The organism is Pseudomonas sp. 13B_2.1_Bac1 (assembly GCF_025466155.1).
Classification (GTDB): domain Bacteria; phylum Pseudomonadota; class Gammaproteobacteria; order Pseudomonadales; family Pseudomonadaceae; genus Aquipseudomonas; species Aquipseudomonas aylmerensis.
Window position 1 is genome coordinate 1 of sequence record NZ_JANLOH010000063.1, and the last position, 26,239, is coordinate 26,239.

Sequence of the window (26,239 nt, forward strand, 5' to 3'; positions counted from 1 at the left end):
GCCCCCCGCGTTGGGTGGCGAAGCCGCCCCATTAAGACCCAACGCAATAAACCTGACACTCATCGCCAGCAGTGACAGGGCCTGCTTCGCCGCCCAACGCGGGGCAAGCCCGCTCACCACCGGGGGCGAAACTTTCCCCGGCGCATCCGGCAGGCGCTCTTGCTCCTACACCGATTTACTGGCATTGTTTGCGCAATTGGTAACTCTTCCCATTTGAGATCTTTTTGCGCATGCATGACATTCCGGCCGCGCTGGGCGATTCAGAGCGTCAGCAGACCCTTACGGCGATGTACAGCGAGCACCACGGCTGGTTGCACGGTTGGCTGCGCAAAAAACTCGGCTGTTCCCAGTATGCGGCCGACCTGGCCCACGACGCGTTTATCCGCGTGTTGATGCTTGCCGAACCGCAAAATATCAAGGAACCACGGGCGTTCCTGGCCACCACGGCAGGGCGGTTATTGATCGACGGCGCGCGGCGTCGGCGCATCGAAAAAGCCTACATGGAAGCCCTGGTAATCCAATGCGAAGACGCCGGCATGCCCGACCCGGCCGCCATCCATGTGGCGCTGCAAGCGCTGGAGCGCATCGCCGAAATGCTCGCCGGCCTGCCGGCCAAGGCGCGCGAAGCCTTTCTGTTAAGCCGCCTCGACGGCCTGACCTACAGCGAAATCGCCACGCGCCTGGAGGTGTCCTCCAGCACCGTCAAAAACTACATCTCCAGCGCCCTGGTGCACTGCTACCACAGCCTGCATGCGGCAGATCCGCTGGCATGAACTCCGAACAGATCATTCAACAAGCGGCGAATTGGCTGACACGCCTGCACGACGAAGACGTCAGCGACGCCGAGCGCCAGGCATTCAACACTTGGTGCCAGGCCGATCCACGCCATGCGGTGGCTATCGAACGCATGCGCGTCCTGTGGGGCAGCCTCGATGCTGTGCCTGCGCAACCGGCACGCGTGGCACTCAACCGGGCCTTCGCCCCGCGGCGTCCGCGGGCTACTCAGGTGGTGGGGCTGCTTGGCGTCTTACTGTGCGGCTGGCTGGGCCTGGAACACCTGCCGGTATGGATGGCCGACCAGCGCACCGGCGTCGGCGAGCGTCGCCAGATCGCCCTTGAAGACGGCAGCCAGCTGCAGCTCAACAGCAATTCGGCAGTCGACGTGAAATTCGACGGCCACCAACGCGTCATCGAGTTGTTGCAAGGCGAACTGTGGGTCGAGGTCGCCAAGGACGCGCAACGGCCCTTCGTGGTGCGCACCGACCAAGGCACCGCGACCGCCCTGGGCACGCGTTACCTGGTCAAGCGTGCGCCGGACGGCACCACCGTGGTGACCGTGATCGAGTCCACCGTCGCGGTCAAAGGCCAGACCAGTGAAGGGGTCAGCGTCACCGCCGGCCAGCGCTCGGTCCTCGACCATGGCCGCGCCCAACCGCCACAAGCCGTCGGCAACACCGACGCGGACGCCTGGACCCGTGGCCTGCTCAAAGTCAACGACCAGCCGCTGAGCGAGGTGCTGCAAACCCTGGCCAGTTACCGTCACGGCCTGGTGCGCTACGACCCGCAGGCCCTGCGGAACCTACGCGTGTCCGGCGTATTCAAGCTGGACGACACCGCTGCGGCGCTCTCGGCCCTGGCCGACAACCTGCCGATTCAGGTGGAGTACTTCACCGACCTGCTGGTGGTGGTCAAGCCGCGCTAGCCTTCGTGCTGGCGCAGGCGCTTGTACAAGGTGTTGCGGCTCACCCCCAGCTCTCGCGCCAGGTGGGAAATATTCCCGCCGGCCGCTTTCAGGCGCTGGGTCAGGTCGATGCTGTCATCCAGGTACTCGCTGGTGGGCGGCGGCGCTGCGACATTCAGGTCGACAAAGAAATCATCCGGCAGGTGCTCCGGGCGAATCGGCTGCTCCTCAGCCATCGCCAACGCCACCTGCAACACGCTGCTCACCTGGCGCAAATTGCCCGGCCAGGGGTGCTGCTCGAACAGGGCCAGCACCTCGGCACTGAGGCCGGCCCATTGGGTCGGCTCGCGATGTTGCTGCCACAGTTGCTGGAACAGCGCGCGCTTGTCGCTGCGTTCGCGCAGCGGCGGTAGCTCGAGGGTCAGGCCACCGATGCGGTAGTACAAATCCTCGCGAAAACGCCCGGCCTGCACCTGCTCGCGCAGCGCCCGGTTGGTGGCCGAGATGATGCGCAGATCCACCGGGAACAGCTCACTGCTGCCCACCGGCTGCACGCAGCGCTCCTGCAACACCCGCAGCAGGCGTGCCTGGGTCGGCAGCGGCATGTCGCCGATTTCATCCAGAAACAGCGTGCCCTTGTCGGCCTTGCGGATCAGGCCAATGCTGCCTTTTTGATTGGCGCCGGTAAACGCGCCTTTTTCGTAGCCGAACAGTTCCGATTCCACCAGCTCGGCAGGAATCGCCGCACAGTTCACTGCGATAAATGCCTGCTGACTGCGGGAGCTCGCCTGGTGCAGGGCCTTGACGAAAACTTCCTTGCCCACGCCGGTTTCGCCGTGGATCAGCAGCGGAATGTCCTTCTCCAGCAAGCGTTCGGCCTGGCGCACGGCCTTTTCTACGCGCGCATCGCCAAAGTGCAGGGTGTTCAGGCCAATGGCCGCCGGCTTTGGCGGCGTGGGTTGGCTGAACACTCGCGCCTGCACCGGCATTTGCTTGGGCCGTTTCAACAGGCACTGGAAACGGTTGCGTCCAGCCGCCTGCAGCGAAAACGGCAGGCCCTCGGGCTGATTGAGCAACTCCAGCAGCGAGACCTTGAACAAACTGTCGATCATCACCCGCGATAGACTGATGCCCAGCAGGTTGTCGGCGCGACGGTTGGCCGACAGCACCTGGCCGCTTTCATCGAAGATCAGCAGGCCGGCCCATTGGCTGTCGAGGTTGCTCAGGCCGGTGTTGAAGGTCAGTTGAAAATGCTCGCCGCGAAACAGGTTGAGGATCAGCCGGTTTTCCACGGTCTGGCTCATCATCTTGACCATGCCCAGGGTGTGGGAGGGCGGCAGGTAGCTGTCGCTGGACACATCCAGCACCGCGATGATCTCGCGCTGTGCGTCGAAGATCGGCGCGGCCGAGCCGGTCATGAAGCGGTTGGCCTTGAGAAAGTGTTCGTCATGTTCGATATGCACCGCCTGCGCGCAGGCCAGCGCAGTGCCGATGGCATTAGTGCCACTGGAGCGCTCCATCCAACTGGCGCCGGCGCTGAACCCCCGGGCCAGCTTCGGCTCGATAAAACGCTGGGTGCCCCAACTGGTCAGCACCTGCCCCTGGTTGTCGGCCAGCATGATCAGGCAGTTGGAGTTGCTGAGGATGTTTTCGTAGTAGGGCAGCACTTCCTGATGGGTGGTCTGCACCAGGGAATGCTGGCTTTCGAGCAATTGGCTGATGCCCTCGGCAGGCAGTTGATCGAAGCTGGGCGTGCTCTGATGGTCCAGCCCAAACGCGCGGCAGCGGCGCCAGGATTCCTGGATAAGGGTGTCGTGAGCCAGTGGTTCGGCCATGGGGTGACCTGCATTTTTATTGTTATGGGGTGTTGCACAATCCAACCATTGAAACCGGATCAAAATGTCCTGTGTTAGTGGTGAGAGTGTTGTTCAGAACTGTTCATTGTCAACCCCGTGACTGTTCAGTTGTTCACCTGGAGTGTTCAAACACGAACATCGGGTTTCCCCATTTCCTTACACATCAAGCCCTTGCCGTTTTGGCACGAAACTCGCTCTGACAACTGGCCAGATTCATTCCAATAATAAAAAGGTCGTGTCATGTCATTGACCCTGGAAAATGTCTCCCGCGTTGTCGAAGGCCAAACCTGGATCGACGACGCCAGCCTGCGTTTCGAAGCCGGCTCCTTCAACGTATTGCTCGGCCGCACACTCTCCGGCAAGACCAGCCTGATGCGCCTGATGGCCGGCCTGGACAAGCCCGACAGCGGCCGCATCCTGATGAACGGCGTGGACGTCACGCAAAAGCCGGTGCGCCTGAGCAACGTGTCGATGGTCTACCAGCAATTCATCAATTACCCGACCATGACGGTGTTCGAAAACATTGCCTCGCCGTTGCGCCAGGCCGGTGTCTCCAACGAGCTGATCCAGAGCAAGGTGCTGGAAACCGCGAGGATGCTGCGCATCGAGAAATTCCTCCAGCGCCACCCGCTGGAGCTGTCCGGGGGCCAGCAGCAACGCACGGCCATGGCCCGCGCGCTGGTCAAGGATGCCGAGCTGATCCTGTTCGATGAGCCGCTGGTCAACCTGGACTACAAGCTGCGTGAAGAGCTGCGTCAGGAAATGCGCGAGCTGTTCAAGGCGCGGCATACCATCGCCATCTACGCCACCACCGAGCCCAACGAGGCCCTGGCCCTGGGCGGCACCACTACGATTCTTCACGAAGGTCGGGTGATCCAGAGTGGCAAGGCCGCCGAGGTCTACCACCAGCCGCAGACCGTGCTGGCCGCCGAGCTGTTTTCCGAACCGCCGATCAACCTGATGCCGGGGCGCATCAGCGGCAACGAGGTGAGTTTCGCCAATTTTGTGCACTTCCCGCTGAACGTCGACCTGCGCCCGATTGGCGAAGGCGAATTCCGCTTCGGCGTGCGCCCCAGCCATATCAGCCTGGTGCCGAGCAACGACGATGACCTGGAGCTGGCAGTGACCGTGGAAGTCGCCGAAATCAGCGGCTCGGAAACCTTCCTGCATGTGCGCAGCGAGCACTTCTTGCTGGTGCTGCACCTGCCAGGCGTGCACGAGTACGACGTCGACGCGCCGATCCGCGTGTATATCCCCACCCATAAACTGTTTGTGTTCGATGCCCAGGGCCGTCTGGTCCAGGCTCCCGGACGCCGTGTCGCGAGGGTTGCCTGATGGCCGAGATCCATTTGCAGAACCTGGCGCACAGCTACAGCCTTACACCGACAGGGCCTGAAGACTACGCGATTCGGGAAATGAACCACGTATGGGAGCAGGGCGGTGCCTACGCTTTGCTCGGGCCCTCGGGCTGCGGCAAGTCGACCCTGCTCAATATCATCTCCGGGCTGCTCAGCCCGTCCGAGGGCCAGGTCCTGTTCGATCACAAGGTGGTCAACGAGCTGACGCCTGAACGGCGCAATATTGCCCAGGTGTTTCAGTTCCCGGTGGTGTACGACACCATGACGGTGTTCGACAACCTGGCCTTTCCTCTGCGAAACCAGGGCATGGCCGAGGCGAAGATTCACAGCAAGGTGCAGGAAATTGCTGAGGTGCTCGACCTGCAAAACCTGCTGACCAAGAAAGCCCGTAACCTCACCGCCGATGAAAAACAGAAAGTCTCCATGGGCCGTGGGCTGGTGCGCGACGATGTGTCGGCGATCCTGTTCGATGAGCCGCTGACGGTGATCGACCCGCACCTCAAATGGAAGCTGCGGCGCAAGCTCAAGCAGATCCATGAGCAGTTCAACATCACCATGGTCTACGTCACCCACGACCAGTTGGAGGCCTCGACCTTCGCCGACAAGATCGCGGTGATGTACGGCGGGCAGATCGTGCAGTTCGGCACGCCGCGTGAGCTGTTCGAACGGCCTAGCCACACCTTCGTCGGCTATTTCATCGGCAGCCCTGGGATGAATCTGATTGAGGTGCAGGCCGAACCCGGCGGGGTGCGCTTTGCCGGTACTCATCTGCCTCTGTCCGCGGCACTGACCCAGCGCATTGCCGATACGGACTACAAGAAACTGCAGGTAGGCATCCGCCCGGAATTTATCCACGTGTGGGACGAGTACAACCCTGACGCCTTGCAGGCCGCAGTCACACACGTCGAGGACCTCGGCACCTACAAGATCATGACCCTTACGCTGGACGGCGCGCCCCTGAAAGTGCGCCTGGCCGAGGACAAACCGGTGCCTGAAGGCACGGCGTCCATCAGTTTCCCGGCGCAATGGCTGATGGTCTACGCCGACGATTACCTGCTGGAGGTGCTGCCATGAACAAGGTGCAGAACAACAAGGCCTGGTGGCTGGTGTTGCCGGTGTTCCTGCTGGTGGCGTTCAGTGCGGTGATCCCGATGATGACCGTGGTCAACTACTCGGTGCAGGACATCTTCGACCAGTCCAGCCGCTACTTCGTCGGCGCCGACTGGTACAAGCAGGTGCTGCTCGACCCGCGCCTGCATGACTCATTGCTGCGCCAGTTCATCTACTCGGCCTGCGTGCTGCTGATCGAAATCCCACTGGGCATCGCCATCGCCCTGACCATGCCGACCAAGGGGCGCTGGTCGTCGCTGGTGCTGATCATCCTCGCCATTCCGCTGTTGATCCCCTGGAACGTGGTCGGCACCATCTGGCAGATTTTCGGCCGCGCCGATATCGGCCTGCTCGGCTCGACCCTCAACGCCATGGGCATCAGCTACAACTACGCGGCCAACACCATGGACGCCTGGGTCACCGTGCTGGTGATGGACGTGTGGCACTGGACCTCGCTGGTGGCGCTGCTGTGCTACTCGGGCCTGCGCGCGATTCCGGATGTGTACTACCAGGCGGCGCGGATTGATCGGGCCTCGGCCTGGGCGGTGTTCCGACATATCCAGTTGCCGAAGATGAAAAGCGTGCTGCTGATCGCGGTGATGCTGCGCTTCATGGACAGTTTCATGATCTACACCGAGCCTTTCGTGTTGACGGGCGGCGGACCGGGTAACGCGACTACCTTCCTCAGTCAGACGCTGACCCAGATGGCTGTAGGTCAATTCGACCTTGGCCCGGCGGCTGCGTTTTCCCTGGTGTATTTCCTGATCATCCTGTTGGTGTCCTGGCTGTTCTACACCGCCATGACCCACTCCGACGCCAACCGCTGAGGCCGCCAACATGAGCAAGAGAAAGCTGATTCCGCTGCTGATCTACATCCTGTTCCTGTTGGTGCCGATCTACTGGCTGCTGAACATGTCCTTCAAGAGCAACACCGAAATCCTCGGCGGCCTGACGCTGTTTCCGCAGGATTTTACCCTGGCCAACTACAAGGTGATCTTCACCGATCCCAGCTGGTACACCGGCTACCTCAACTCGCTGTACTACGTGAGCCTGAACACGGTGATTTCGTTGAGTGTGGCGCTGCCGGCGGCGTATGCGTTTTCGCGCTACCGCTTCCTCGGCGACAAGCACCTGTTCTTCTGGCTGCTGACCAACCGCATGGCGCCGCCGGCGGTGTTTCTGCTGCCGTTTTTCCAGCTGTATTCGTCCATCGGCCTGTTCGACACGCACATCGCCGTGGCCCTGGCGCATTGCCTGTTCAACGTGCCGTTGGCGGTGTGGATCCTGGAAGGCTTCATGTCCGGCGTGCCCAAGGAAATTGACGAAACTGCCTACATCGATGGCTACAGCTTTCCTAAATTCTTCGTGAAGATTTTTATCCCCTTGATCGGCTCCGGCATCGGCGTGACGGCGTTTTTCTGCTTCATGTTTTCCTGGGTCGAGTTGCTGCTGGCGCGCACCCTGACCTCGGTCAACGCCAAGCCCATCGCGGCGGTGATGACGCGCACGGTCTCGGCGTCGGGCATTGATTGGGGCGTGCTGGCAGCGGCGGGGGTGTTGACCATCCTGCCGGGCATGCTGGTGATCTGGTTTGTTCGCAACCACGTGGCCAAGGGCTTTGCCCTGGGCCGGGTCTAGAGGAATCGATGATGGAATGGATGGCCTGGACCACCCCCACCGCGCTGTTCTTTGGTGGTATCGCGCTGATTCTGGCGGGCATGACCACCTGGGAACTGCGTTCGCCGAGCATCCCTCGGCGCGGTTTTCTGCCGATCAGCACCACCCGTGGTGATCGCTTGTTTATCGGTCTTCTCGGCAGCGCCTACCTGCATTTGCTGGTCATCGGCGTTACCGACTGGAGCATCTGGGTGGCGTCCGCGCTGTCCCTGGTATGGCTGTTGAGTGTGATGCGTTGGGGCTAGTACTCGCCCTGTAGGCGCCGGCAAGCCGGCGCCTGCAGGAGTTGTGTTCGCAGGTCCCGTTTGAAACTAACCAGGAGGTCTCTATGTTCGATAAAAACAATAAGCTGCGACATAGCATTTCATTGGCCGCCGTATTGGCCCTCAGCGGTTTGAGCGCCACGGCCTGGGCCGATGCGTACGAAGATGCGGCGAAAAAATGGATCGGCAGCGAATTCAAACCGTCCACCCTCACGGCCGACCAACAGCTCGAGGAGCTCAAGTGGTTTATCAAGGCCGCCGAACCGTTCCGTGGGATGAAGATCAATGTGGTGTCGGAAACCCTTACCACCCACGAGTACGAGTCCAAGGTGCTGGCCAAGGCCTTCACGGAAATCACCGGGATCAAGCTGACCCACGACCTGCTGCAGGAAGGCGACGTGGTGGAGAAGCTGCAGACGCAGATGCAGTCCGATAAGAATATCTATGACGGCTGGGTCAACGATTCCGACTTGATCGGTACGCACTTTCGCTATGGCAAAACCGAATCGATCACCGACCTGATGGCCAACGAAGGCAAGGATTTCACCTCGCCGACCCTGGATATCAAGGACTTTATCGGCATCTCGTTCACCACCGCGCCGGACGGCAAGATCTACCAGCTGCCCGACCAGCAGTTCGCCAACCTCTACTGGTTCCGCGCCGACTGGTTCGAGCGCCCGGAGCTGAAAGCCAAGTTCAAGGAAAAATACGGTTACGACCTCGGCGTGCCGGTCAACTGGTCGGCCTATGAAGACATCGCCAAGTTCTTCAGCGAAGACGTCAAGGAAATCGACGGCAAGCGCATCTACGGGCACATGGACTACGGCAAGAAAGACCCATCCCTGGGCTGGCGCTTCACCGATGCCTGGTTCTCCATGGCCGGCGGCGGCGACAAAGGCCTGCCCAACGGCTTGCCGGTGGACGAGTGGGGCATTCGCGTGGAGGACTGCCACCCGGTGGGCTCCAGCGTGACCCGTGGCGGCGACACCAACGGCCCGGCGGCGGTATTCGCCACGCAAAAATACGTCGACTGGATGAAAGCCTACGCACCACCGGAAGCGGCGGGCATGACCTTCTCGGAATCCGGGCCGGTGCCGTCGCAAGGCAACATCGCCCAGCAGATCTTCTGGTACACCGCGTTTACCGCCGACATGGTCAAGCCGGGCCTGCCGGTAGTGAATGCCGACGGTACGCCGAAGTGGCGCATGGCGCCGTCGCCGGTCGGGCCTTATTGGGAAAAAGGCATGAAGAAGGGCTATCAGGACGTGGGTTCCTGGACGTTCCTCAAGTCGACCCCGGAGAAACAGAAACTCGCGGCCTGGCTGTATGCGCAGTTCGTGACGTCGAAGACCGTCTCGCTGAAGAAAACCATCGTTGGCCTGACACCGATTCGTGAGTCCGATATCAATTCCCAGGCCATGACCGACATGGCGCCCAAACTCGGCGGCCTGGTGGAGTTCTACCGCAGCCCGGCCCGCGTGGAGTGGTCGCCGACCGGCACCAACGTGCCGGACTACCCACGCCTGGCGCAACTGTGGTGGAGCAACATCGCCGCCGCCGCCAGCGGCGAGAAAACCCCGCAACAGGCCCTCGACAACCTGGCCAAGGAGCAGGACGCGATCATGACGCGCCTGGAACGCTCCAAGGTGCAGCCGGTGTGTGGACCGAAGATGAACCCCGAGCGTGACGCGCAATACTGGTTCGACCAACCGGGCGCGCCGAAACCAAAACTCGCCAACGAAAAACCCAAGGGCGAAACCGTGGCCTACGGCGATCTGCTCAAGCAGTGGGAGGCAGCGCGTAAATAAACGCGCTAGTTAGCGGATGTAGGAGCGGGCTTGCTTGCTGAAGCGGTGTTTCAGTCGCTGAATAGGGTGACTGATCCACCGCCTTCGCGGGCAAGCCCGCTCCCACATTTGGGGTGTGTTCCAAGGCTGGAATCGGGTTGTACCGTTGTCGAAACTGTTGTCGAACCGCCTCCAATCTCAAGCCCGAACACCGATCAAAACTGCGGGAGCGGGCTTGCTCGCGAATGCGGTGTGTCAGTCGCTGAAAAGGGTGACTGATCCACCGCCTTCGCGGGCAAGCCCGCTCCCACATTTGGGGTGTGTTCCAAGGTTGGAATCGGGTTGTACCGTCGTCGAAACTGTTGTCGAACCGCCTCTAATCTCAAGCCCAAACACCGATCAAAACTGTGGGAGCGGGCTTGCCCACGAATGCGGTGTGTCAGTCGCTGAAAAGGGTGGCTGACCCACCGCCTTCGCGAGCAAGCCCGCTCCCACATTTGGTGTGTATTTCAAGGCTGGAATCGTGTTGGACCACCCGCTCAAATGCCGCTGCAGCACCTCGGCCTCCAGCCCGAACACCGATCAAAACTGTGGGAGCGGGCTTGCCCGCGAAAGCGGCTTGCCAGTCGCTGCAAAGGGTGACTGACCCACCACCTTCGCGAGCACGCCCGCTCCCACAGTTGACCTTTATGTACCAGGAGCCCAGACCTGTTCCTCGACAAAGCGCCTGGCCAGGAATCCATACAGCAAATACCCGAACGCCAGCACCAGCATCGCGCCAAATACGGCCTCTTCGCCGCAGGCATAAATCGCGTACAGCGAGTACCCCACGGCCACCAGCACCACCAGCGTATTACGCGCCTGCACCGCTGCGGTGGCGCGTGCCTTGTGCATCATTACCAGCAAGCCGGTGAGGGCGGTCACGTAGGGCACCAGGTTGGTCACCACTGCCAGGTTCACCAGTTTGCTGAATTGCGCGCTGGCTGTTGGCGAGATGGTCGACAGGGCAATCAGGCTCTGCAGCGTCGCACACGCGAACAGCCCGAGTACCGGCGCATTCGCCGCGCTGACCCGGCTGAAAAAGGCCGGAAACAGACGCTGGTCCGCCGACATCTTGGCCGTCTGCGCCAGGGTGAACTGCCAGCCCAGCAATGAACCGATGCACGCCACCACCGCCAGCGCCATGATCACTTCACCCACCCAGGGCGTGAACATCTGCGCATACACCAAGGCAAACGGCGCCGAAGACTCGGCCAACTGCGCATTCGGCACGATGCCCTGGATCACCGCCGTCGACAGCACGTACACCAACGCCGCGCCCAGGGTGCCGAGCAGGCAGGCCAGCGGCACGGTGCGCTGGGGCTCTTCCACCGCGTCATAGCCTTGCGCTGCCGACTCCATGCCGAGAAATGCCCACAGCGTCAGCGGAATACTCGCACCGATAGCGTCCCACAGTTCCAGCTGATTGGGATTCCAGGCCGCCACAAACACCTCGGCCTTGAAGTAGAACCAGCCGATCACACACAGCCCCACCACGGGAATGATCACGCCCCACACCGTCACTACTCCGATGCGCCCGGTCAGGCGCGGACCGCCGAAGTTGGCCACGGTGGTCAGCCAGATCAGCGCCAGGCTGCCGATGAACAACGGCACCGGCCCGCTGCCCAGCCACGGCACAAACGACGACAGATAACCCACGGCTGAAATGGCAATCGCCACATTGGCGATGATCAGCGACAAAAAATACAGAAACGAGCACAGGAAAAATCCCGACTTGCCGTGGGCCTCTTCGGTATACGCCGACATCCCGCCGGTGCGCGTACAGAACAGTCCGCACTGGGCAAAGCCATACGCGATGGCCATCGAGCCCACTGCCGTGATCACCCATGACAACAACGAAATCGCGCCCAGCTGCGCCATGCTCGCCGGCAACATGATGATGCCCGAGCCCATCATATTGATCGTGACCAGCGTGGTCAGGCCCAACAGGCTCATCTTTTTGCTTGGCTCGGGCATGGTCGTTCCTTGGATTGGCGGGGGAACACTGCCCCTGTGGTGAGGGGCACCTTGTGTAGAGGCAACTTACTGCGTTGCGTGGGCTTTGTGTATCAAGTGAGCTTTTTTTGTGCGGAGTAAGGTTTTTCCAGTACCCATTGGCTCGCCGGAGCGCCCATCCCCGCCTCGACGGGTTTACGGGCTGGGTCATCTATAACCGCCGATCCGCCCCTTCTTAACCCCGATGGAATTTTCCGCACACCCCGATGCTCTGCACTGTTAGAAGCGTGTGGTTTTCAGCGCTCTTGTGGGGCTTCCTTGTTGGGAGGCTCGTTGCATCGGACTTTGCGGACACTGCCATCATGACGCTTTTTACAGCGCTGTCGGGCCAACCGGCCTCCCTTACCCAGCCGGGCCAGTGCCAGCGGGTGTATCAACAGCTGCATGGCGAAACTGCGGGTGCAGAAGAGGTCGCGCGGGCATTTATTCGCACGCAATTGGCACAGTTGCGCGATGTGCCCGGCGAGTTGCCCGAGGCGCCCGAGCAATTGCCCGCGTGGGTCGAGCAGCGTTGCGCCGAGGTGGCCCAGGCCTATGCCGATTATCTGGAGCAACGCCAGCAGGGCCAGTCACGCCGCTATTTCCAGAACAAGGCCCACGCGTTGTACTTCCTGCAGCGTGTGGCGCCGACCAAACATGTCGACGGCGCCTGGCTCAACGGCCTGCTGCGCCATTGGCAGGACCCGCGTTTCGACGGCCTGCTTACCACCTACCTTGAAGAGTTGGGCGACGGTGAAGCGGCGCAGAATCATGTGCTGATCTACCGCAAATTGCTCAGCGAACACGATGCCGACAGCGACGCCGGCCTGGAAGACAGCCATTACCTGCAAGGCGCGCTGCAACTGGCGCTGGGGCTGTGTGCCGAGGAATTCCTGCCGGAGATCATCGGCTACAACCTGGGCTATGAGCAGTTGCCCTTGCACCTGTTGATCACCGCGTACGAGCTGAGCGAGCTGGGCATCGACCCGTACTACTTCACCCTGCACGTGACTATCGACAACGCCAGCAGCGGCCACGCGTGCAAGGCCGCGCAGTCGGTGCTGAATTTATTGCCGCTGGGCGAGGGCAGGGCGGACTTCTATCGCCGGGTGGCCGACGGGTACCGGCTCAACGACCTCGGCCTGGGCACCACCGCGGTGATCAGCCGGTTCAATCTGCAGGACGAAGTGGTGGCGATGCTCGAACGCAAGCGCACGTTCGGCCAGCACATGCATTCGGACTACTGCCGCTTCGAGGGCCAGACCGTCAATCAGTGGCTGGCCCAGCCGGGGCAGATCGGCGCCTTTCTCCAGGCCCTGGAAGACAAGGGCTGGATCAAGCGCAACCAGGACCCGGCCGACAGTCGTTTCTGGCAATTGATCGAAGGCGCCGGCGCGGCGATGTTCGGCGTGTTCAGCGGCTATGAAAAACAGCTGCTGCATGACTGGATCGCCGGTGAGTGGGTCAGCGGCCAACGCGTGCCGCCGGTACGGCCAGGGCGCGGTAGTCGCTTTTCGCGCGAGCAGCACCGCCCGGCGGATCCGGACACCCAGGCGCTGGTGGATTCGCTGTGGAACCTGTCCGACGAGCAGCAGCTCCAGGCATTGATTCCCTGGCTGTCGGCGCGGCGCCATTGCACGCCCGCCGGTCTGTACGCCACCCGGCGTTTTATCCAATTGCGCGCGCGCCTGCGCTGAGGTCCTTGCCCATGTCTGCACAACAACTCGCCGACCGCGCCTTGCTCAACCTGGGCCGGGGGTTGAAGGAGCACGGCTACCGGTTCATCACGCCGACGCCGTTGACCCATGAGCGGGTCTATCAACGCTTGCCCATGCCCCTGGCGGCCGACCTGCGTGATGTCTTTGGCTGGTCGATGCCGTTTGACAATCAGCTGTTGCCCGAAGCATTTCGGGAAGAGTTGCAGCAGGCCGATGTGATCGAGAAGCACGACGCGCTGTGGCGCAGCGCGGTGCGTTGGTCAAGCCTGGATGATCTGCTGCTGGCCCACTCGGCGTACCCCACCACACAATCGGATGCGGTGTTTTTCGGACCGGACAGCTACCGCTTCGCGCACCTGCTCGAAGCCCATCTGCAACAGCGCGGCGAGCCGATCACCCGCGCCGTGGATATCGGCTGCGGCGCCGGTGTCGGCGCGCTGGTGGTCGCCCGCGCGCGGCCCGACGCCGAGGTGCTGGCAGTGGACATCAACCCGCGTGCCTTGCGCCTCACGGCAGTGAACGCGGAGCTGGCGGGACTGGCCAACGTCAGTGCCTACCACAGCGATGTGCTGGGCAGTGTCGAGGGCGAATTCGACCTGATCGTCGCCAACCCGCCCTATATGAATGACGACCGTCAGCGCGCCTATCGGCATGGCGGCGGCGCGCTGGGTGAGCAACTGTCGGTGCGTATCGCCAGCGAATCACTCGGGCGCCTGGCCCTTGGCGGCAGCCTGGTGCTCTACACCGGCGTGGCGATCGTTGCCGGTGAAGACCCGTTTCTGGCGGCGGTCAAGCCGCTGCTTGCCAGCGACGCTTTCGGTTGGACCTACCGCGAACTCGATCCCGATGTGTTCGGCGAAGAGTTGGGCAAACCCGGGTATGAGCGCGTGGAGCGAATTGCCGTGGTCGCGCTTACCGTCACCCGTTTGCGCTGACCACTCATCAGGTGTGGACGCACGCTGAAGGAACGCTCGCCGGCTCAACCGCCCTTACCTATAACCCCTTCAACGGCAGGAGTGCAGAGCATGCGAGCGATGACTTTCCAGGGCGCCCACAAGGTGCAGGTGGACACGGTTCCCGATCCGATCATTGAGCAGCCGGACGACATCATTTTGCGCGTCACCGCCACGGCCATCTGTGGCTCGGACCTGCACCTTTACCGGGGCAAGATCCCGACGGTGGAGCACGGGGATATCTTCGGCCACGAGTTCATGGGTATTGTCGAGGAAACCGGGCCGGCGGTGACGGCCGTGCAGCGCGGCGACCGTGTGGTGATCCCGTTCGTGATTGCCTGTGGTGATTGCTTCTTCTGCCAGCTCCAGCAGTTCGCCGCCTGCGAAACCACTAACGACGGGCGCGGTGCGATCCTGAATAAAAAAGCGATCCCGCCGGGAGCGGCGCTGTTTGGCTATAGCCGTTTGTACGGCGGCATTCCCGGTGGCCAGGCCGAGCTGGTGCGGGTGCCCAAGGCCAATACCGGGCCGTTCAAGGTGCCTGGCACCCTTGCGGATGAGAAGGTGTTGTTCCTTTCCGACATCCTGCCCACCGCCTGGCAGGCGGTGACCAATGCCGGCATCGGCGAGGGCTCGAGCGTGGCGATCTATGGCGCCGGCCCGGTGGGATTGCTCAGCGCCGCGTGCGCACAGATGCTTGGGGCCGCGCAGATCTTCATGGTCGACGATCACCCGTATCGCCTGGCCTATGCGCAGAAAACGTATGGCGTGATCCCGATCAACTTCGAGGACGACGATGACCCTGCCGACACCATCATCCGCCAGACTGCCGGTATGCGCGGCGTCGATGGCGTGGTCGATGCGGTCGGCTTCGAGGCCAAGGGCAGCACCACCGAAACCATCCTCACCACTCTCAAGCTCGAAGGCAGCAGCGGCAAGGCCTTGCGCCAATGCATCGCCGCCGTGCGCCGGGGTGGCACGGTCAGCGTGGCCGGGGTGTATGCCGGGTTTATCCATGGCTTCATGTTCGGCGACGCGTTCGACAAGGGCCTGACTTTCAAGATGGGCCAGACGCATGTGCAGCGGTTCCTGCCGGAGCTGCTGGGGCATATCGAACTGGGGCACTTGAACCCGGAGGCGATCGTCACCCATCGCCTGTCGCTGGAGCAGGCGGCGCGCGGCTATGAGCTGTTCGACAAGGCCGAGGAGGATTGCCGCAAGGTGATCCTGCTGCCGGGGATCGACGAGCGGCCACTGGTCGAGCCGCTGGAAGAACTGACGCCGGAGATTCGCGTGCAGGGCGTTCCCGGGTTCTAGGCGATCCCTGTGGGAGCCGGCTCCTACAGGGAAGCGATCAGGCAGCAGCTTGTGGCTGCAGGCGCAACTCGCCGTTGACATCCTTGACCAAGCCGCTGGTCAGGAACAGTGGTGCCAGGCGCTTGTGCAACTGCGGTTCGACGAATTCCTTTACCGTGTCCAGCGCCAGCGCACCACTGAGCGGCAGCTCGGCCTTGGTGTATGACAGCCAGGCTTTCTTGAGCATCTGCAACACATCACTGCCGGCCGTCGAAGCGAAGCGGCGGTGGCTCGGTTTACCGTCGAAAGCGAACGAGTGCTGGAACTCATAGCCCGTCTCGTCACCGCCACTGGCGGTGCAGCGCACGCAGGTGCAGGGGCCGTTGCCGAACGCGCTGCGCAGGTAGGCGTTGAAGTCCACCACGGGTTTGAGTGACAGGCGCTTATCCACCTCGAACAGGTCCCCGGTCATTTTTTCGTCAGTGTTCAACGTCCATTTCCTCGCAGTCTGCGGCAGTTTTACAAAGCGCGGCACAATACCAGCCGCACGCCAATTTGGGGATTATTTGCATAACAATAGACCCCAATATTCTTTTGCTGTCTTAAAAACCGCCGCTACGCTCCAGCACCTTCCCGAAAACGCGGCAGACCCCCATGACTTTCAAGCGTTCTTCCCTGACCCTCCTGGCGGCATCCCTCGCCGCCGCCACGGCCTTGCTCAGCCCCGGTGCGCAGGCCGAAGGCACCATCAGCATCGCCCAGCAATTCGGCATCGGCTACCTGATCCTCGACGTGGTGCGCGATCAGCACCTGATCGAAAAACACGGCAAGGAGCAGGGCCTGGATATCAAGGTGGAATGGAACAGCATATCCGGTGCCACCGCCATGAACGAATCGCTGCTGGCCGGCGCCCTGGATGTGGTCTCGGCCGGTGTGCCGCCGATGCTCACGCTGTGGGACCGCACCAAGGGCAAGCAGAACGTCAAGGCGATCGCCTCCCTCGGCTCGATGCCCAATTACCTGCTGACCAACAACCCCAACGTGAAGACCCTCAAGGACTTCACCGAGAAAGACCGCATCGCCGTGCCCGCTGCCGGCGTGGGCTTTCAGTCGCGCACCCTGCAGATCGAAACCGCCAAGCAGTTCGGCGATGCCAACTACAAGAAGTTTGATGACATCTCCATCAGCCTGGCCCACCCCGACGCCACGGCCGCGTTGATTGCCGGCGGTTCGGAGATCAACTCGCACTTCTCCAGCCCGCCGTTCCAGTACCAGGAGCTGTTGAATCCCAACGTGCACAAGGTGCTCAGTTCCTACGACATCCTCGGCGGCCAGGCCACGTTCAACGTGCTGTACACCACGCAGAAATTCCACGACGAAAACCCCAAGACCTACAAGGCGTTCTATGACGCACTGGCCGAGGCCGAGAAAATCATCAAGGCCGACAAACCGGCTGCGGCCAAGGCGTATATCCGCGTAGAGCAGTCGAAGTTGCCGCTGGACCTGGTCGAGAAAATCGTCCAGGACCCGGAAATCGACTTCACCATCGTGCCGCAGCGCACCTATATCTATGCCGAGAAATTGCAGGAGCTTGGTGTGCTGAAAAACAAGGCGACGAGCTGGAAGGACTACTTCTTCGAAGAAGCCCATGGCGGCAACGGCAGCTGACCTGCCAAGACCCTGATGTCGAACACCGCCAAATGTGGGAGCCGTCGAGCCCCAGCGAGGCCGCGAAGGCGGTGTATCAGGCACAGAAGGACTGTCAGTACCGCCGCCTTCGCAGCCTCGCTAAAGCTCGACATCTCCCACAGTTGACCGGTGTTGTAGCTGAAATTTCAACCACACAGCGAAACCCACTACTTGCTCAAATCCCAGCCACACAGCCGCCCCCTCCCTGTGGGAGCCGTCGAGCCCCAGCGAGGCCGCGAACGCGGTGTATCAGGCACAGAAGGACTGTCAGTACCGCCGCCTTCGCAGCCTCGCTAAAGCGCGACATCTCCCACAGTTGACCGGTGTGGTGGCTGGAATCTCAGCCACATAGCGAAACCTAGTGGTCGCTGGGATCCAGCTCACCCAGCGACACTCTGCAGAAACTGCAATCAGCGAAACCCGGTGCTTGCTCAAATCCCAGCCACACAGCCGCCCCCCCCCCTGTGGGAGCCGTCGAGCCCCAGCGAGGCCGCGAAGGCGGTGTGTCAGGCACAGCAGGGCTATCAATGCCGCCGCCTTCGCAGCCTCGCTAAAGCTCGACATCTCCCACAGTTGACCGGTGTTGTAGATGAAATTTCAACCACATAGCGAAACCCGGTGCTTGCTCAAATCCCAGCCACACAGCCGCCCCTCCCTGTGGGAGCCGTCGAGCCCCAGCGAGGCCGCGAAGGCGGTGTATCAGGCACAGAAGGGCAGTCAGTAACGCCGCCTTCGCAGCCTCGCTAAAGCTCGACATCTCCCACAGTTGGGCGGTGTGGTGGCTGGAATATCAGCCACATAGCGAAACCTAGTGGTCGCTGGGATCCAGCTCACCCAGCGACACTCTGCAGAAACTGCAATCAGCGAAACCCGGTGCTTGCTCAAATCCCAGCCACACAGCCGCCCCCCTGTGGGAGCCGTCGAGCCCCAGCGAGGCCGCGAAGGCGGTGTGTCAGGCACAGAAGATCTGTCAGCCCCACCGCCCTCGCAGCCGCGCTATAACTCCACCGCTCCCATCGTTCAAATAGCGCTCTACACCGCGATCAAGCTGCGCTTGATCCAGTCATACAAGTCATTCCCCTCGCTCGACAATTCGCTGTTGGCCCGTCGGCACAGGTAGTACTGGCGGCCGTCGTTGACCTGCAGGTCGAACAGCTTCACCAATTCACCACTGGCCACATGTGGCGTCACCAGCGGCTCGCGCAGCAAGGCGCAGCCGAGGCCGGTGAGGGTGGCCGTGAGCGCCAGTTGGCCATCTTCCAACAACAACCCATTGAGCGCCGTGGCGTCGACTTCGGCGGCTTCGAACCATTGGCCCCAGGTGCCGCGTTCTTCGTCGTGCAGCAGGGGCAGTTGGCTCAGGGCCTGCGGTGTGTCGATGGGGCCGTGTTGTGCCAGGAATGCGCGACTGCAATAGGGCGTGACCGCGCCGCAAATCAATGGCTCGCTGTGATAGCCCGGCCAGTGCCCGGTGCCGAAGCGGATCGACAGGTCGGCCGCGTCGCTGGGGTAGCTGCGGTGGTTGGCGTAGGTCACGTTGATGTCCAGCGCCGGGTGGTCCTTGAGGAAGTCGGCCAGGCGCGGGATGAACAGGTTGATGCCAAACAACGGGATCAGGCTGATGGTGACCTGGCGCGTGGCGCTTTTCTCGCGCACGTGTTCGGTGGCGCTGCGCAGTACCGCGAACGCCGAGCGAATCGCACGGTAATACTCGCGGCCTTCATCGGTCAGTACCAGGTTGCGGCCCTGGCGCAAGGTCAGCGGCTGCTGCAGGAAATCTTCGAGCAAGTGCAGTTGATGGCTGATCGCCGAGGCGGACACGTCCAGCTCGCGCGCGGCGGCATTCACCCCGCCATGGCGCGCAAACGCTTCGAAGGTGCGCACGGCACGCAGGGGAGGGTCATTGGCTAACTGTTCTAATTTATTCATGTGTTGAATTAAATACCAACTCTATGCGCAAATAAAGAGCCATAAATGCCGTAAATATGGCGTAAATAACCTGTTATCGCTTTGGTATAACCATATGACTTTCTGATATTTGATAAAAACAGAATAGATGCTTAGTGTGCCGCCCTTGTACGCACTGAGGTTCAGGGTCCTGATGGATGGGTTTATCCAACAACTGCTCAATGGCTTGATGACGGGCAGTCTCTACGCGCTAGTGGCCCTGGGTTACACCATGGTCTACGGCATTTTGCGCATCATCAACTTTGCCCATGGCGATGTCTTGATGATCGGCGCGCTGGTGGGCCTGTCGGTGATCCGCCTGCTGCAGGCCACCTGGCCGGCATTGCCGCCGGTGCTGGTGTTGCTGCTGGCGACGCTGGTCGCGATGGCGTTCTGTGCGCTGCTGGCCGTGGTGATCGAGCGCGTGGCTTATCGCCGCCTGCGCCACGCCCCGCGCCTGGCGCCGCTGATCAGTGGGATCGGCGTGTCGCTGCTGCTGCAGACCCTCGCCATGCTGGTGTGGACGCGCAACCCGCAGATGTTCCCGCAACTGCTGCCGCTGGAACCCATCGAAGTGTTGGCCGGCGCTTCGGCGCACCCGGCGATCACCAACGCCACCGCGCTGACCACCATCGCCATCGCGTTGTCGGTGATGGTCGCGCTGCTGGTGCTGGTCGAGCGCACCCGTTTTGGCCGGGCCATGCGCGCCGTGGCAGAGAACCCGCAAGTCGCCAGCCTGATGGGCATCAACCCCAACCGCATCATCGTGCTCACCTTCGCCATCGGAGGTGCCCTGGCGGCGCTGGCCGGGGTGATGATGGCCAGCAACTACGGCAGCGCGCATTTCTACATGGGCTTCTTGCCCGGGATCAAGGCCTTTACCGCAGCGGTGCTGGGCGGAATCGGCAACCTCAAGGGTGCGATGCTCGGTGGCCTGCTGCTGGGGCTGATCGAGGCCCTGGGCACCGGCTATCTCGGTGCCGCCACCAACGGCGTGTTCGGCAGTAATTACCAGGATGTGTTCGCCTTTATCGTGTTGATCGCGGTGCTGGTGTTCCGGCCGTCCGGGCTGCTGGGCGAACGCTTGGCGACGCGCGCATGAGCCACTCTCTGAACGTCAACAAACGCGCGACCCTCGGCCTGCTGCTGTTCGCCGTGGCCCTGGTGCTGGCGCCGTGGATCGTCGGGCATGCCGGCGGCAACACCTGGGTACGCACCCTGGATTTTGCCTTGCTGTACATCATGCTCGCCCTCGGGCTGAACATCGTGGTCGGCTACGCCGGACTGCTGGACATGGGTTTTATCGCGTTCTACGCGGTGGGCGCCTACCTTGCCGCGCTGCTGTCGTCGCCGCACCTGTTGCAGCAGTTCCCGGCGCTGGTGGCGTGGCTGCCGGCGGGGATGCACACCTCGATCTGGCTGATCCTGCCATTGGGCGCTTTGCTCGCCGCCGGCTGCGGGGTGGTGCTCGGGGCGCCGACCTTGCGCCTGCGTGGCGACTACCTGGCCATCGTCACCCTCGGCTTTGGCGAGATCATCCGCATCTTGCTGCGCAACCTCGATCGCCCGGTGAATATCACCAACGGCCCCAAAGGCATTTCGCAAGTCGATCCGGTCAGCCTGCTGGGTGTGAACCTGGGGCGCACCCAGGAGCTGTTCGGCCTGCGCCTGCCGTCGGTGTACCTCTATTACTACCTGTTTGCCGCGCTGGTGGTGCTGATCCTGTTCGCCTGCATTCGCCTGGAGCGCTCGCGCATCGGCCGCGCCTGGGTGGCGATCCGCGAAGACGAAGAAGCGGCGCAGGCCATGGGCGTGAATACCGTGCGCCTCAAGCTGCTGGCGTTCGCGATTGGCGCCGCGTTCGGCGGCGTGAGCGGCGCGCTGTTCGCAGCGTTCCAGGGTTTTGTCTCGCCGGAATCGTTCACCCTCAATGAGTCCATCGCGGTGCTGGCGATGGTGGTGCTTGGCGGCATGGGCCATATCCCCGGGGTGATGCTCGGCTGCGTGCTGCTGGCTGTGCTGCCCGAAGCCCTGCGCGCGAGCATGGGCCCGCTGCAGCAGGCGCTGTTCGGCCAGGTGCTGGTCGACCCGGAAATCATCCGGCAGTTGTTCTACGGCCTGGCGCTGATCCTGGCGATGCTCTACCGACCTGCCGGGCTATGGCCCAAAGGAGTAGCACGATGAACGCACCGTTGTTGCAGATTGACCAGGTCAACAAGCACTTCGGCGGCGTCGCGGCGCTGACCGACGTGAGCCTGAGCATCCAGCCCGGCGAAATCTACGGGCTGATCGGCCCCAATGGAGCCGGCAAGACCACTTTCTTCAATGTCATGACCGGCCTCTACACCCCGGATTCCGGGCGCTTCCAGCTGGACGGGCGCGAGTACCGGCCGACCAGCGTGCACCAGGTGGCCGAAGCCGGCATCGCGCGCACGTTCCAGAATATCCGCCTGTTCAATGCCATGAGTGCGCTGGAAAACGTCATGGTCGGGCGCCATGTGCGCACCCGCAATGGCCTATGGGCCGCCTTGAGCCGCCATCGCCGCGCCCGTGATGAAGAGGCGCAAACCCGCGCGCATGCCCATCGTTTGCTCGCCTATGTGGGCCTGGCCGGCTTTGCCAACTACCGCGCCGACAGCCTGAGCTACGGCCACCAGCGCCGCCTGGAAATCGCCCGCGCGCTGGCCACCGAACCGCGCCTGCTGGCGCTGGACGAACCGGCGGCGGGCATGAACGCCAGTGAGAAGGTGCAACTGCGCGGCCTGCTGGAAAAAATCCGCGACGACGGCCACACGCTGTTGTTGATCGAGCACGACGTCAAGCTGGTGATGGGCGTGTGCGACCGCATCAGCGTGCTCGATTACGGCCAAGTCATTGCCGTCGGGCCACCGGCCGAGGTACGTCAGCACCCGGCCGTGATCCAGGCCTATTTGGGAGCCAGTGCACATGTCTGAAGCCCTGTTGCAGGTCGACGGTTTGCAGGTGCGCTACGGCGCGATCGAGGCGGTCAAGTCCCTGGACCTGCAGATCGCCGAAGGCGAACGCGTGACGCTGATCGGTGCCAATGGCGCCGGCAAGACCTCCAGCCTCAAGGCGTTGACCGGCCTGCTGCCGGCCGCCAAGGGCACGATCCGGTTTGCCGGGCGCTCGATTCGAGGCCAGGCACCGGACCAACTGCTGCGCCAGGGCATCGCCATGGTGCCGGAAGGGCGCGGGATTTTTGCGCGGATGAGTGTGCTGGAAAACCTGCAGGCCGGCGCTTTTGTGCGCCGCGACCACGCGCAGGTGCAGCGTGAAATGCGCCAATTGTTCGAACACTTCCCGCGCCTCGAAGAGCGCCTGCAACAGTCCGCCGGGCTGCTGTCAGGCGGTGAGCAACAGATGCTCGCCCTGGCCCGTGCGCTGCTGTCGCGCCCGCGCCTGTTGATCCTCGATGAGCCGTCCATGGGCCTGGCGCCGATCATGGTCGAGAAGATCTTCCAGGTGATCGACGACGTCTGCCGCCAGGGCATGACGTTGTTGCTGGTGGAGCAGAACGCTCGGCTGGCGCTGCAGGTCACCGACCGCGCGTACGTGATGGACACCGGGCGCATCAGCCTTGTCGGTCCGTCCGCCGCATTGCTTGAACACCCCGAGGTGCGCAGCGCCTACCTCGGTGAATAGAACCCAACCATGACGCTACCGGACGCCCGGCGTGTTTCGACCCGCCCGAAAAGACACAGGAACGACTGATGAAGACTTTGAAGCAAACCGTATTGATAGGCCTGGCCCTGAGCAGCCTGGCAAGCGCCGTGGCCCAGGCCGACCAGACCGTGTTGATTGGCTTGGCGGGTCCGCTGACCGGCCCGTCCGCGCGGATCGGCAAAGACCTGGAAAATGGCGCGCAACTGGCCATCGACCGGGCCAACGCCCAGCACCCGAAGATCAACGGTGAAGCGGTGACTTTCAAGCTGGTGTCCGAAGACGACCAGTCTGACCCGCGCACAGCCGTGACCGTCGCCCAGCGCCTGGTGGATGAGGGCGTGGTCGGCGTGGTCGGCCACTGGAATACCGGCACCAGCATTCCGGCGGCGCGGGTGTACCACGACGCCGGCATCGCCCAGGTCGCGCCGGTGGCCACCGGGCATGCCTACACGCAGCAGGGTTTCGACACCAGTTTCCGCATCATGGGCCATGACGACGATGGCGGTCAGGTGGCCGGCGCCTATGCCTTGAACACGCTCAAGGCGCAGCGCATTGCTGTGATCGACGACCGTACCGCCTTCGGCCAGGGCCTGGCGGACCAGTTCGTCAAATCCATCCAGGCCGGTGGCGCCAAGGTGGTTGCCCGTGAATATGTCGACGACAAGACCATCGACTTCAGCGCGGTGCTTACCAATATCCGCAGCCAGAACCCCGACCTGATCTTCTTCGGCGGCGTTGACGCCCAGGCCGCGCCGCTGGCCCGACGCATCAAGCAGTTGGGCATCAAGGCACCGTTGATGGGGGCCGGTGGGTTTGTCAGCCAGACCTTCCTGCAACTGGCGCAGAACGAAGGCGAGGGCGTGATAGCCCTGGAGCCGGGCCTGGCGGTTGCACAGATGCCGGGTGGCAAGGCATTCGAACAGGCCTATAAAGAACGCTACAAAACCAATATCGAACTGCATGCGCCGTTTGCCTACGACGGTGTCGGCGTGCTGGTGGCGGCGATTGAAAAGGCCGATTCGGTGGATCCGCAGAAGTACCTGCCGGTGCTGCGCGCGATCAGTTACCCGGGCGTGACCGGCACTATTGCCTTCGATGCCGAGGGTAACTTGAAGAAACCGTCGTTCACCGTTTACCAGGTCAAGGCCAATCAATGGCAGCCGGTAAGTGTGGCAGGCGGTCAATAACCGCCGACGTCTGGCCGGCGAACTGCTGGGGTGGTGAGTGGGCTTGTCCCGCGTTGGGTGCCGAAGCCGCCGCAAAATCAGCTGCCGAGGTGTATCTGAAACAGCGCGGCGTGCTTATTGGGGCTGCTTTGCAGCCCAACGCGGGGCAAGCCCGCTCGCCACGGAAAAGCCTCTCAGTGTGGGGGCAATCAATAGGTTTTGTGGAGCTGACGGAGGCACACAATGAGCAATCTGGAAGGTGAACTGGGCATTCTTGCCCGGCGGCGGATCGAAGCCGAAATCATCAAGCCGATCTACGAGATCCTGGTGCGCGAGCAGGGCAAGGCCTTTGCCGCCGCCGTGATCGGCGAGGCCGTGGGCAACGCGGCGATTCAGGCCGGCAAGCATTTTGCCGCGCTGGAAGAGCAGGGCGCCGACCTCAAGAGTTTTGTCGAACTGCAAGTGCTGTGGGAAAAGGACGACGCGCTCAAGGTCGAGATCATCGCCAGCGATGCCGAGCACTATGACTACGACGTCAAGCGCTGCCGCTACGCCGAGATGTACCACGAGATGGGCCTGGGCGAGATTGGCCACTTGCTGTCGTGCAACCGCGACGAGTTGTTCATCGTCGGCTACAACCCGGACATCGAACTGACCCGCACCCAGACCATCATGGGCGGCGCGCACCACTGTGATTTCCGCTATCGGGCCAAACCCCATGAGTAACCTGGCGCGGGTCAATGGCGAACGCCTGTGGGCATCGCTGATGGAAATGGCGCAGATCGGCGCCACCGAAAAGGGCGGCGTCTCGCGCCTGGCGCTGACCGACGAAGACCGTCGTGGCCGGGACCTCTTCGTGCAGTGGTGCGAAGCCGCCGGCTGCACGGTGCGGGTCGACGCCATGGGCAATATCTTTGCGCGCCGCGCCGGCAAAAATGACGACCTGGCGCCGGTGCTGACCGGCTCGCATGGCGACTCGCAACCCTTCGGCGGCAAGTACGACGGCATCTACGGCGTGCTTGCCGGTGTGGAAGTGCTGCGGACCCTGAATGACCTGGGCATTGAAACCGAGCGCCCCATCGAGGTGGTCAACTGGACCAACGAAGAAGGCTCGCGTTTTGCTCCGGCGATGATTTCTTCCGGGGTCTACGCCGGCGTGTTCGATCTGGAATACGGGCTGTCCCGCGCGGACAAGGCCGGTGTGACCATTGGCGAGGCCTTGCAGCAGATCGGCTATGCCGGGCCTCATCAGGTCGGCGGCCAGGCCGTGCATGCCGCGTTCGAACTGCATATCGAACAAGGCCCGATTCTCGAAGCCCAAGGCATCACCATCGGCGTCGTCACCGGCGCCCAGGGCCAGCGCTGGTATGAAGTCGAATTGAGCGGGCGCAGCGCCCACGCCGGCACCACGCCGATGGACCATCGCCTGGATGCGCTGCTCGGTTTTGCCCGGGTGGTCGAGGCCGTCAATGGCCTGGGCCTGGAGCAGGGCGCCGAAGGACGGGCGACGGTGGGCATGGCGAACATCTTCCCCAACTCGCGCAACGTGGTGCCGGGACGGGTGTTTTTCAGCGTGGAGTTCCGCCACCCGGACGAAGCGGTGCTGGCGCGCCAGGACCAGCAATTGCGTGACGCCGTGGCACGCATCGCCGCAGGGATTGGCCTGCAGCACAGCGTGAAGCAGATTTTCCAGTACGCGCCGATTGCCTTCGACGCTGACTGTGTCGAGGTGGTCCGCACCTCCGCGGAAAAGCTCGGCTACAGCCAGCGGCCGATGATCTCCGGCGCCGGGCATGACGCCTGCTACCTGAACCAGGTAGCGCCGACCGCGATGATCTTCGTGCCCTGCGTGGACGGGCTCAGCCACAACGAGGCGGAAGAAATTTCCCCCGAATGGTCGACGGCGGGGGCGGACGTGTTGCTCCAGGCGATCCTGGCCAAGGCCTCTGCCTAGCAGACATGCAATGTCAAAATGTGGGAGCGGGCTTGCCCGCGATTACGCTGGGTCAGCCACTGCAGA

At 62.5% G+C, this 26,239-nt stretch carries 23 protein-coding genes; 19 read left to right on the top strand and 4 right to left on the bottom strand.

Annotation, left to right across the window (positions count from 1 at the left end; genetic code table 11):
* The first annotated feature begins 230 nt into the window (after positions 1 to 230).
* Positions 231 to 773, top strand: coding sequence for a sigma-70 family RNA polymerase sigma factor (locus tag NTD80_RS16180; protein ID WP_065907399.1), 543 nt, complete (start codon positions 231 to 233; stop codon positions 771 to 773).
* Positions 770 to 1,702 (top strand): FecR family protein, encoded by a 933-nt coding sequence (locus NTD80_RS16185; protein ID WP_262134277.1) that lies wholly within the window; start codon positions 770 to 772, stop codon positions 1,700 to 1,702. Before NTD80_RS16180 ends, NTD80_RS16185 begins: the two co-directional genes overlap by 4 nt.
* Here NTD80_RS16185 and NTD80_RS16190 read toward each other — a convergent pair.
* Complete coding sequence (locus tag NTD80_RS16190) at positions 1,699 to 3,516, bottom strand: sigma-54-dependent Fis family transcriptional regulator (protein WP_262134278.1); 1,818 nt, start codon at positions 3,514 to 3,516, stop codon at positions 1,699 to 1,701. The two genes, NTD80_RS16185 and NTD80_RS16190, sit on opposite strands and share 4 nt — an antisense overlap.
* A gap of 261 nt (positions 3,517 to 3,777) precedes the next feature.
* Between NTD80_RS16190 and NTD80_RS16195 the strand changes: the two genes are divergently transcribed.
* From NTD80_RS16195 to NTD80_RS16220, 6 genes are all read left to right on the top strand, one after another.
* Positions 3,778 to 4,872: an ABC transporter ATP-binding protein gene (locus NTD80_RS16195; protein ID WP_262134279.1), complete on the top strand. Its 1,095-nt coding sequence runs from the start codon at positions 3,778 to 3,780 to the stop codon at positions 4,870 to 4,872.
* Entirely contained in the window at positions 4,872 to 5,969 is a 1,098-nt protein-coding gene (locus tag NTD80_RS16200) for an ABC transporter ATP-binding protein (RefSeq protein ID WP_262134280.1), read from the top strand. Before NTD80_RS16195 ends, NTD80_RS16200 begins: the two co-directional genes overlap by 1 nt.
* Entirely contained in the window at positions 5,966 to 6,832 is an 867-nt protein-coding gene (locus NTD80_RS16205) for a carbohydrate ABC transporter permease (RefSeq protein ID WP_005789024.1), read from the top strand. The genes NTD80_RS16200 and NTD80_RS16205 overlap by 4 nt, the downstream gene beginning before the upstream one ends.
* A 10-nt stretch (positions 6,833 to 6,842) precedes the next feature.
* Positions 6,843 to 7,643, top strand: a complete 801-nt coding sequence (locus NTD80_RS16210; protein WP_003232361.1) for a carbohydrate ABC transporter permease — start codon at positions 6,843 to 6,845, stop codon at positions 7,641 to 7,643.
* 11 nt (positions 7,644 to 7,654) lie between these two features.
* On the top strand, positions 7,655 to 7,927 hold the full coding sequence (locus NTD80_RS16215; RefSeq protein WP_003232363.1) for a DUF2160 domain-containing protein: 273 nt from the start codon (positions 7,655 to 7,657) through the stop codon (positions 7,925 to 7,927).
* Positions 7,928 to 8,010: 83 nt separating this feature from the next.
* Positions 8,011 to 9,753 carry an ABC transporter substrate-binding protein gene (locus tag NTD80_RS16220; protein ID WP_065907385.1) on the top strand — a complete coding sequence of 581 codons (1,743 nt, stop codon included), beginning with the start codon at positions 8,011 to 8,013 and terminating at the stop codon, positions 9,751 to 9,753.
* 666 nt (positions 9,754 to 10,419) lie between these two features.
* On the opposite strand, the gene potE is transcribed toward NTD80_RS16220, so the two are convergent.
* Positions 10,420 to 11,748 (bottom strand): putrescine-ornithine antiporter, encoded by a 1,329-nt coding sequence (gene potE / locus NTD80_RS16225; RefSeq protein ID WP_262134281.1) that lies wholly within the window; start codon positions 11,746 to 11,748, stop codon positions 10,420 to 10,422.
* Between the two features lie 341 nt (positions 11,749 to 12,089).
* Here potE and NTD80_RS16230 point away from each other — a divergent pair, with 341 nt between their 5' ends.
* From NTD80_RS16230 to NTD80_RS16240, 3 genes are all read left to right on the top strand, one after another.
* Positions 12,090 to 13,463, top strand: coding sequence for an iron-containing redox enzyme family protein (locus NTD80_RS16230; RefSeq protein WP_262134282.1), 1,374 nt, complete (start codon positions 12,090 to 12,092; stop codon positions 13,461 to 13,463).
* An 11-nt stretch (positions 13,464 to 13,474) separates the two neighbouring features.
* Entirely contained in the window at positions 13,475 to 14,419 is a 945-nt protein-coding gene (locus tag NTD80_RS16235; RefSeq protein ID WP_262134283.1) for a class I SAM-dependent methyltransferase, read from the top strand.
* A gap of 90 nt (positions 14,420 to 14,509) precedes the next feature.
* Complete coding sequence (locus tag NTD80_RS16240) at positions 14,510 to 15,754, top strand: zinc-dependent alcohol dehydrogenase (protein ID WP_106803472.1); 1,245 nt, start codon at positions 14,510 to 14,512, stop codon at positions 15,752 to 15,754.
* A 37-nt stretch (positions 15,755 to 15,791) separates the two neighbouring features.
* Here the strand turns inward: NTD80_RS16240 and NTD80_RS16245 are convergent, their stop codons facing one another.
* Positions 15,792 to 16,223, bottom strand: coding sequence for a hypothetical protein (locus NTD80_RS16245; RefSeq protein WP_262134284.1), 432 nt, complete (start codon positions 16,221 to 16,223; stop codon positions 15,792 to 15,794).
* Between the two features lie 164 nt (positions 16,224 to 16,387).
* On the opposite strand from NTD80_RS16245, the gene NTD80_RS16250 reads away from it, so the two are divergent.
* The gene (locus NTD80_RS16250; protein WP_262134285.1) at positions 16,388 to 17,401 is read left to right on the top strand and encodes an ABC transporter substrate-binding protein; all 1,014 of its coding nucleotides are present in this window, start codon (positions 16,388 to 16,390) and stop codon (positions 17,399 to 17,401) included.
* A 1,053-nt stretch (positions 17,402 to 18,454) separates the two neighbouring features.
* Here NTD80_RS16250 and NTD80_RS16255 read toward each other — a convergent pair.
* On the bottom strand, positions 18,455 to 19,351 hold the full coding sequence (locus NTD80_RS16255) for a LysR substrate-binding domain-containing protein (protein ID WP_065907366.1): 897 nt from the start codon (positions 19,349 to 19,351) through the stop codon (positions 18,455 to 18,457).
* Positions 19,352 to 19,523: 172 nt separating this feature from the next.
* Here NTD80_RS16255 and NTD80_RS16260 point away from each other — a divergent pair, with 172 nt between their 5' ends.
* The 7 genes from NTD80_RS16260 to NTD80_RS16290 all read left to right on the top strand — a co-directional run bounded on the left by NTD80_RS16260 (position 19,524) and on the right by NTD80_RS16290 (position 26,173).
* Entirely contained in the window at positions 19,524 to 20,471 is a 948-nt protein-coding gene (locus NTD80_RS16260) for a branched-chain amino acid ABC transporter permease (RefSeq protein WP_065907364.1), read from the top strand.
* The gene (locus tag NTD80_RS16265; RefSeq protein ID WP_262134286.1) at positions 20,468 to 21,553 is read left to right on the top strand and encodes an ABC transporter permease subunit; all 1,086 of its coding nucleotides are present in this window, start codon (positions 20,468 to 20,470) and stop codon (positions 21,551 to 21,553) included. Before NTD80_RS16260 ends, NTD80_RS16265 begins: the two co-directional genes overlap by 4 nt.
* Positions 21,550 to 22,323, top strand: coding sequence for an ABC transporter ATP-binding protein (locus NTD80_RS16270; protein WP_065907360.1), 774 nt, complete (start codon positions 21,550 to 21,552; stop codon positions 22,321 to 22,323). Before NTD80_RS16265 ends, NTD80_RS16270 begins: the two co-directional genes overlap by 4 nt.
* Complete coding sequence (locus NTD80_RS16275; RefSeq protein ID WP_213553205.1) at positions 22,316 to 23,032, top strand: ABC transporter ATP-binding protein; 717 nt, start codon at positions 22,316 to 22,318, stop codon at positions 23,030 to 23,032. Before NTD80_RS16270 ends, NTD80_RS16275 begins: the two co-directional genes overlap by 8 nt.
* 68 nt (positions 23,033 to 23,100) lie before the next feature.
* The gene (locus NTD80_RS16280; RefSeq protein ID WP_065907358.1) at positions 23,101 to 24,240 is read left to right on the top strand and encodes a branched-chain amino acid ABC transporter substrate-binding protein; all 1,140 of its coding nucleotides are present in this window, start codon (positions 23,101 to 23,103) and stop codon (positions 24,238 to 24,240) included.
* 222 nt (positions 24,241 to 24,462) lie between these two features.
* Complete coding sequence (locus NTD80_RS16285) at positions 24,463 to 24,945, top strand: L-2-amino-thiazoline-4-carboxylic acid hydrolase (RefSeq protein WP_106803480.1); 483 nt, start codon at positions 24,463 to 24,465, stop codon at positions 24,943 to 24,945.
* On the top strand, positions 24,938 to 26,173 hold the full coding sequence (locus NTD80_RS16290) for a Zn-dependent hydrolase (protein ID WP_262134287.1): 1,236 nt from the start codon (positions 24,938 to 24,940) through the stop codon (positions 26,171 to 26,173). Before NTD80_RS16285 ends, NTD80_RS16290 begins: the two co-directional genes overlap by 8 nt.
* Positions 26,174 to 26,239: the final 66 nt, after the last annotated feature.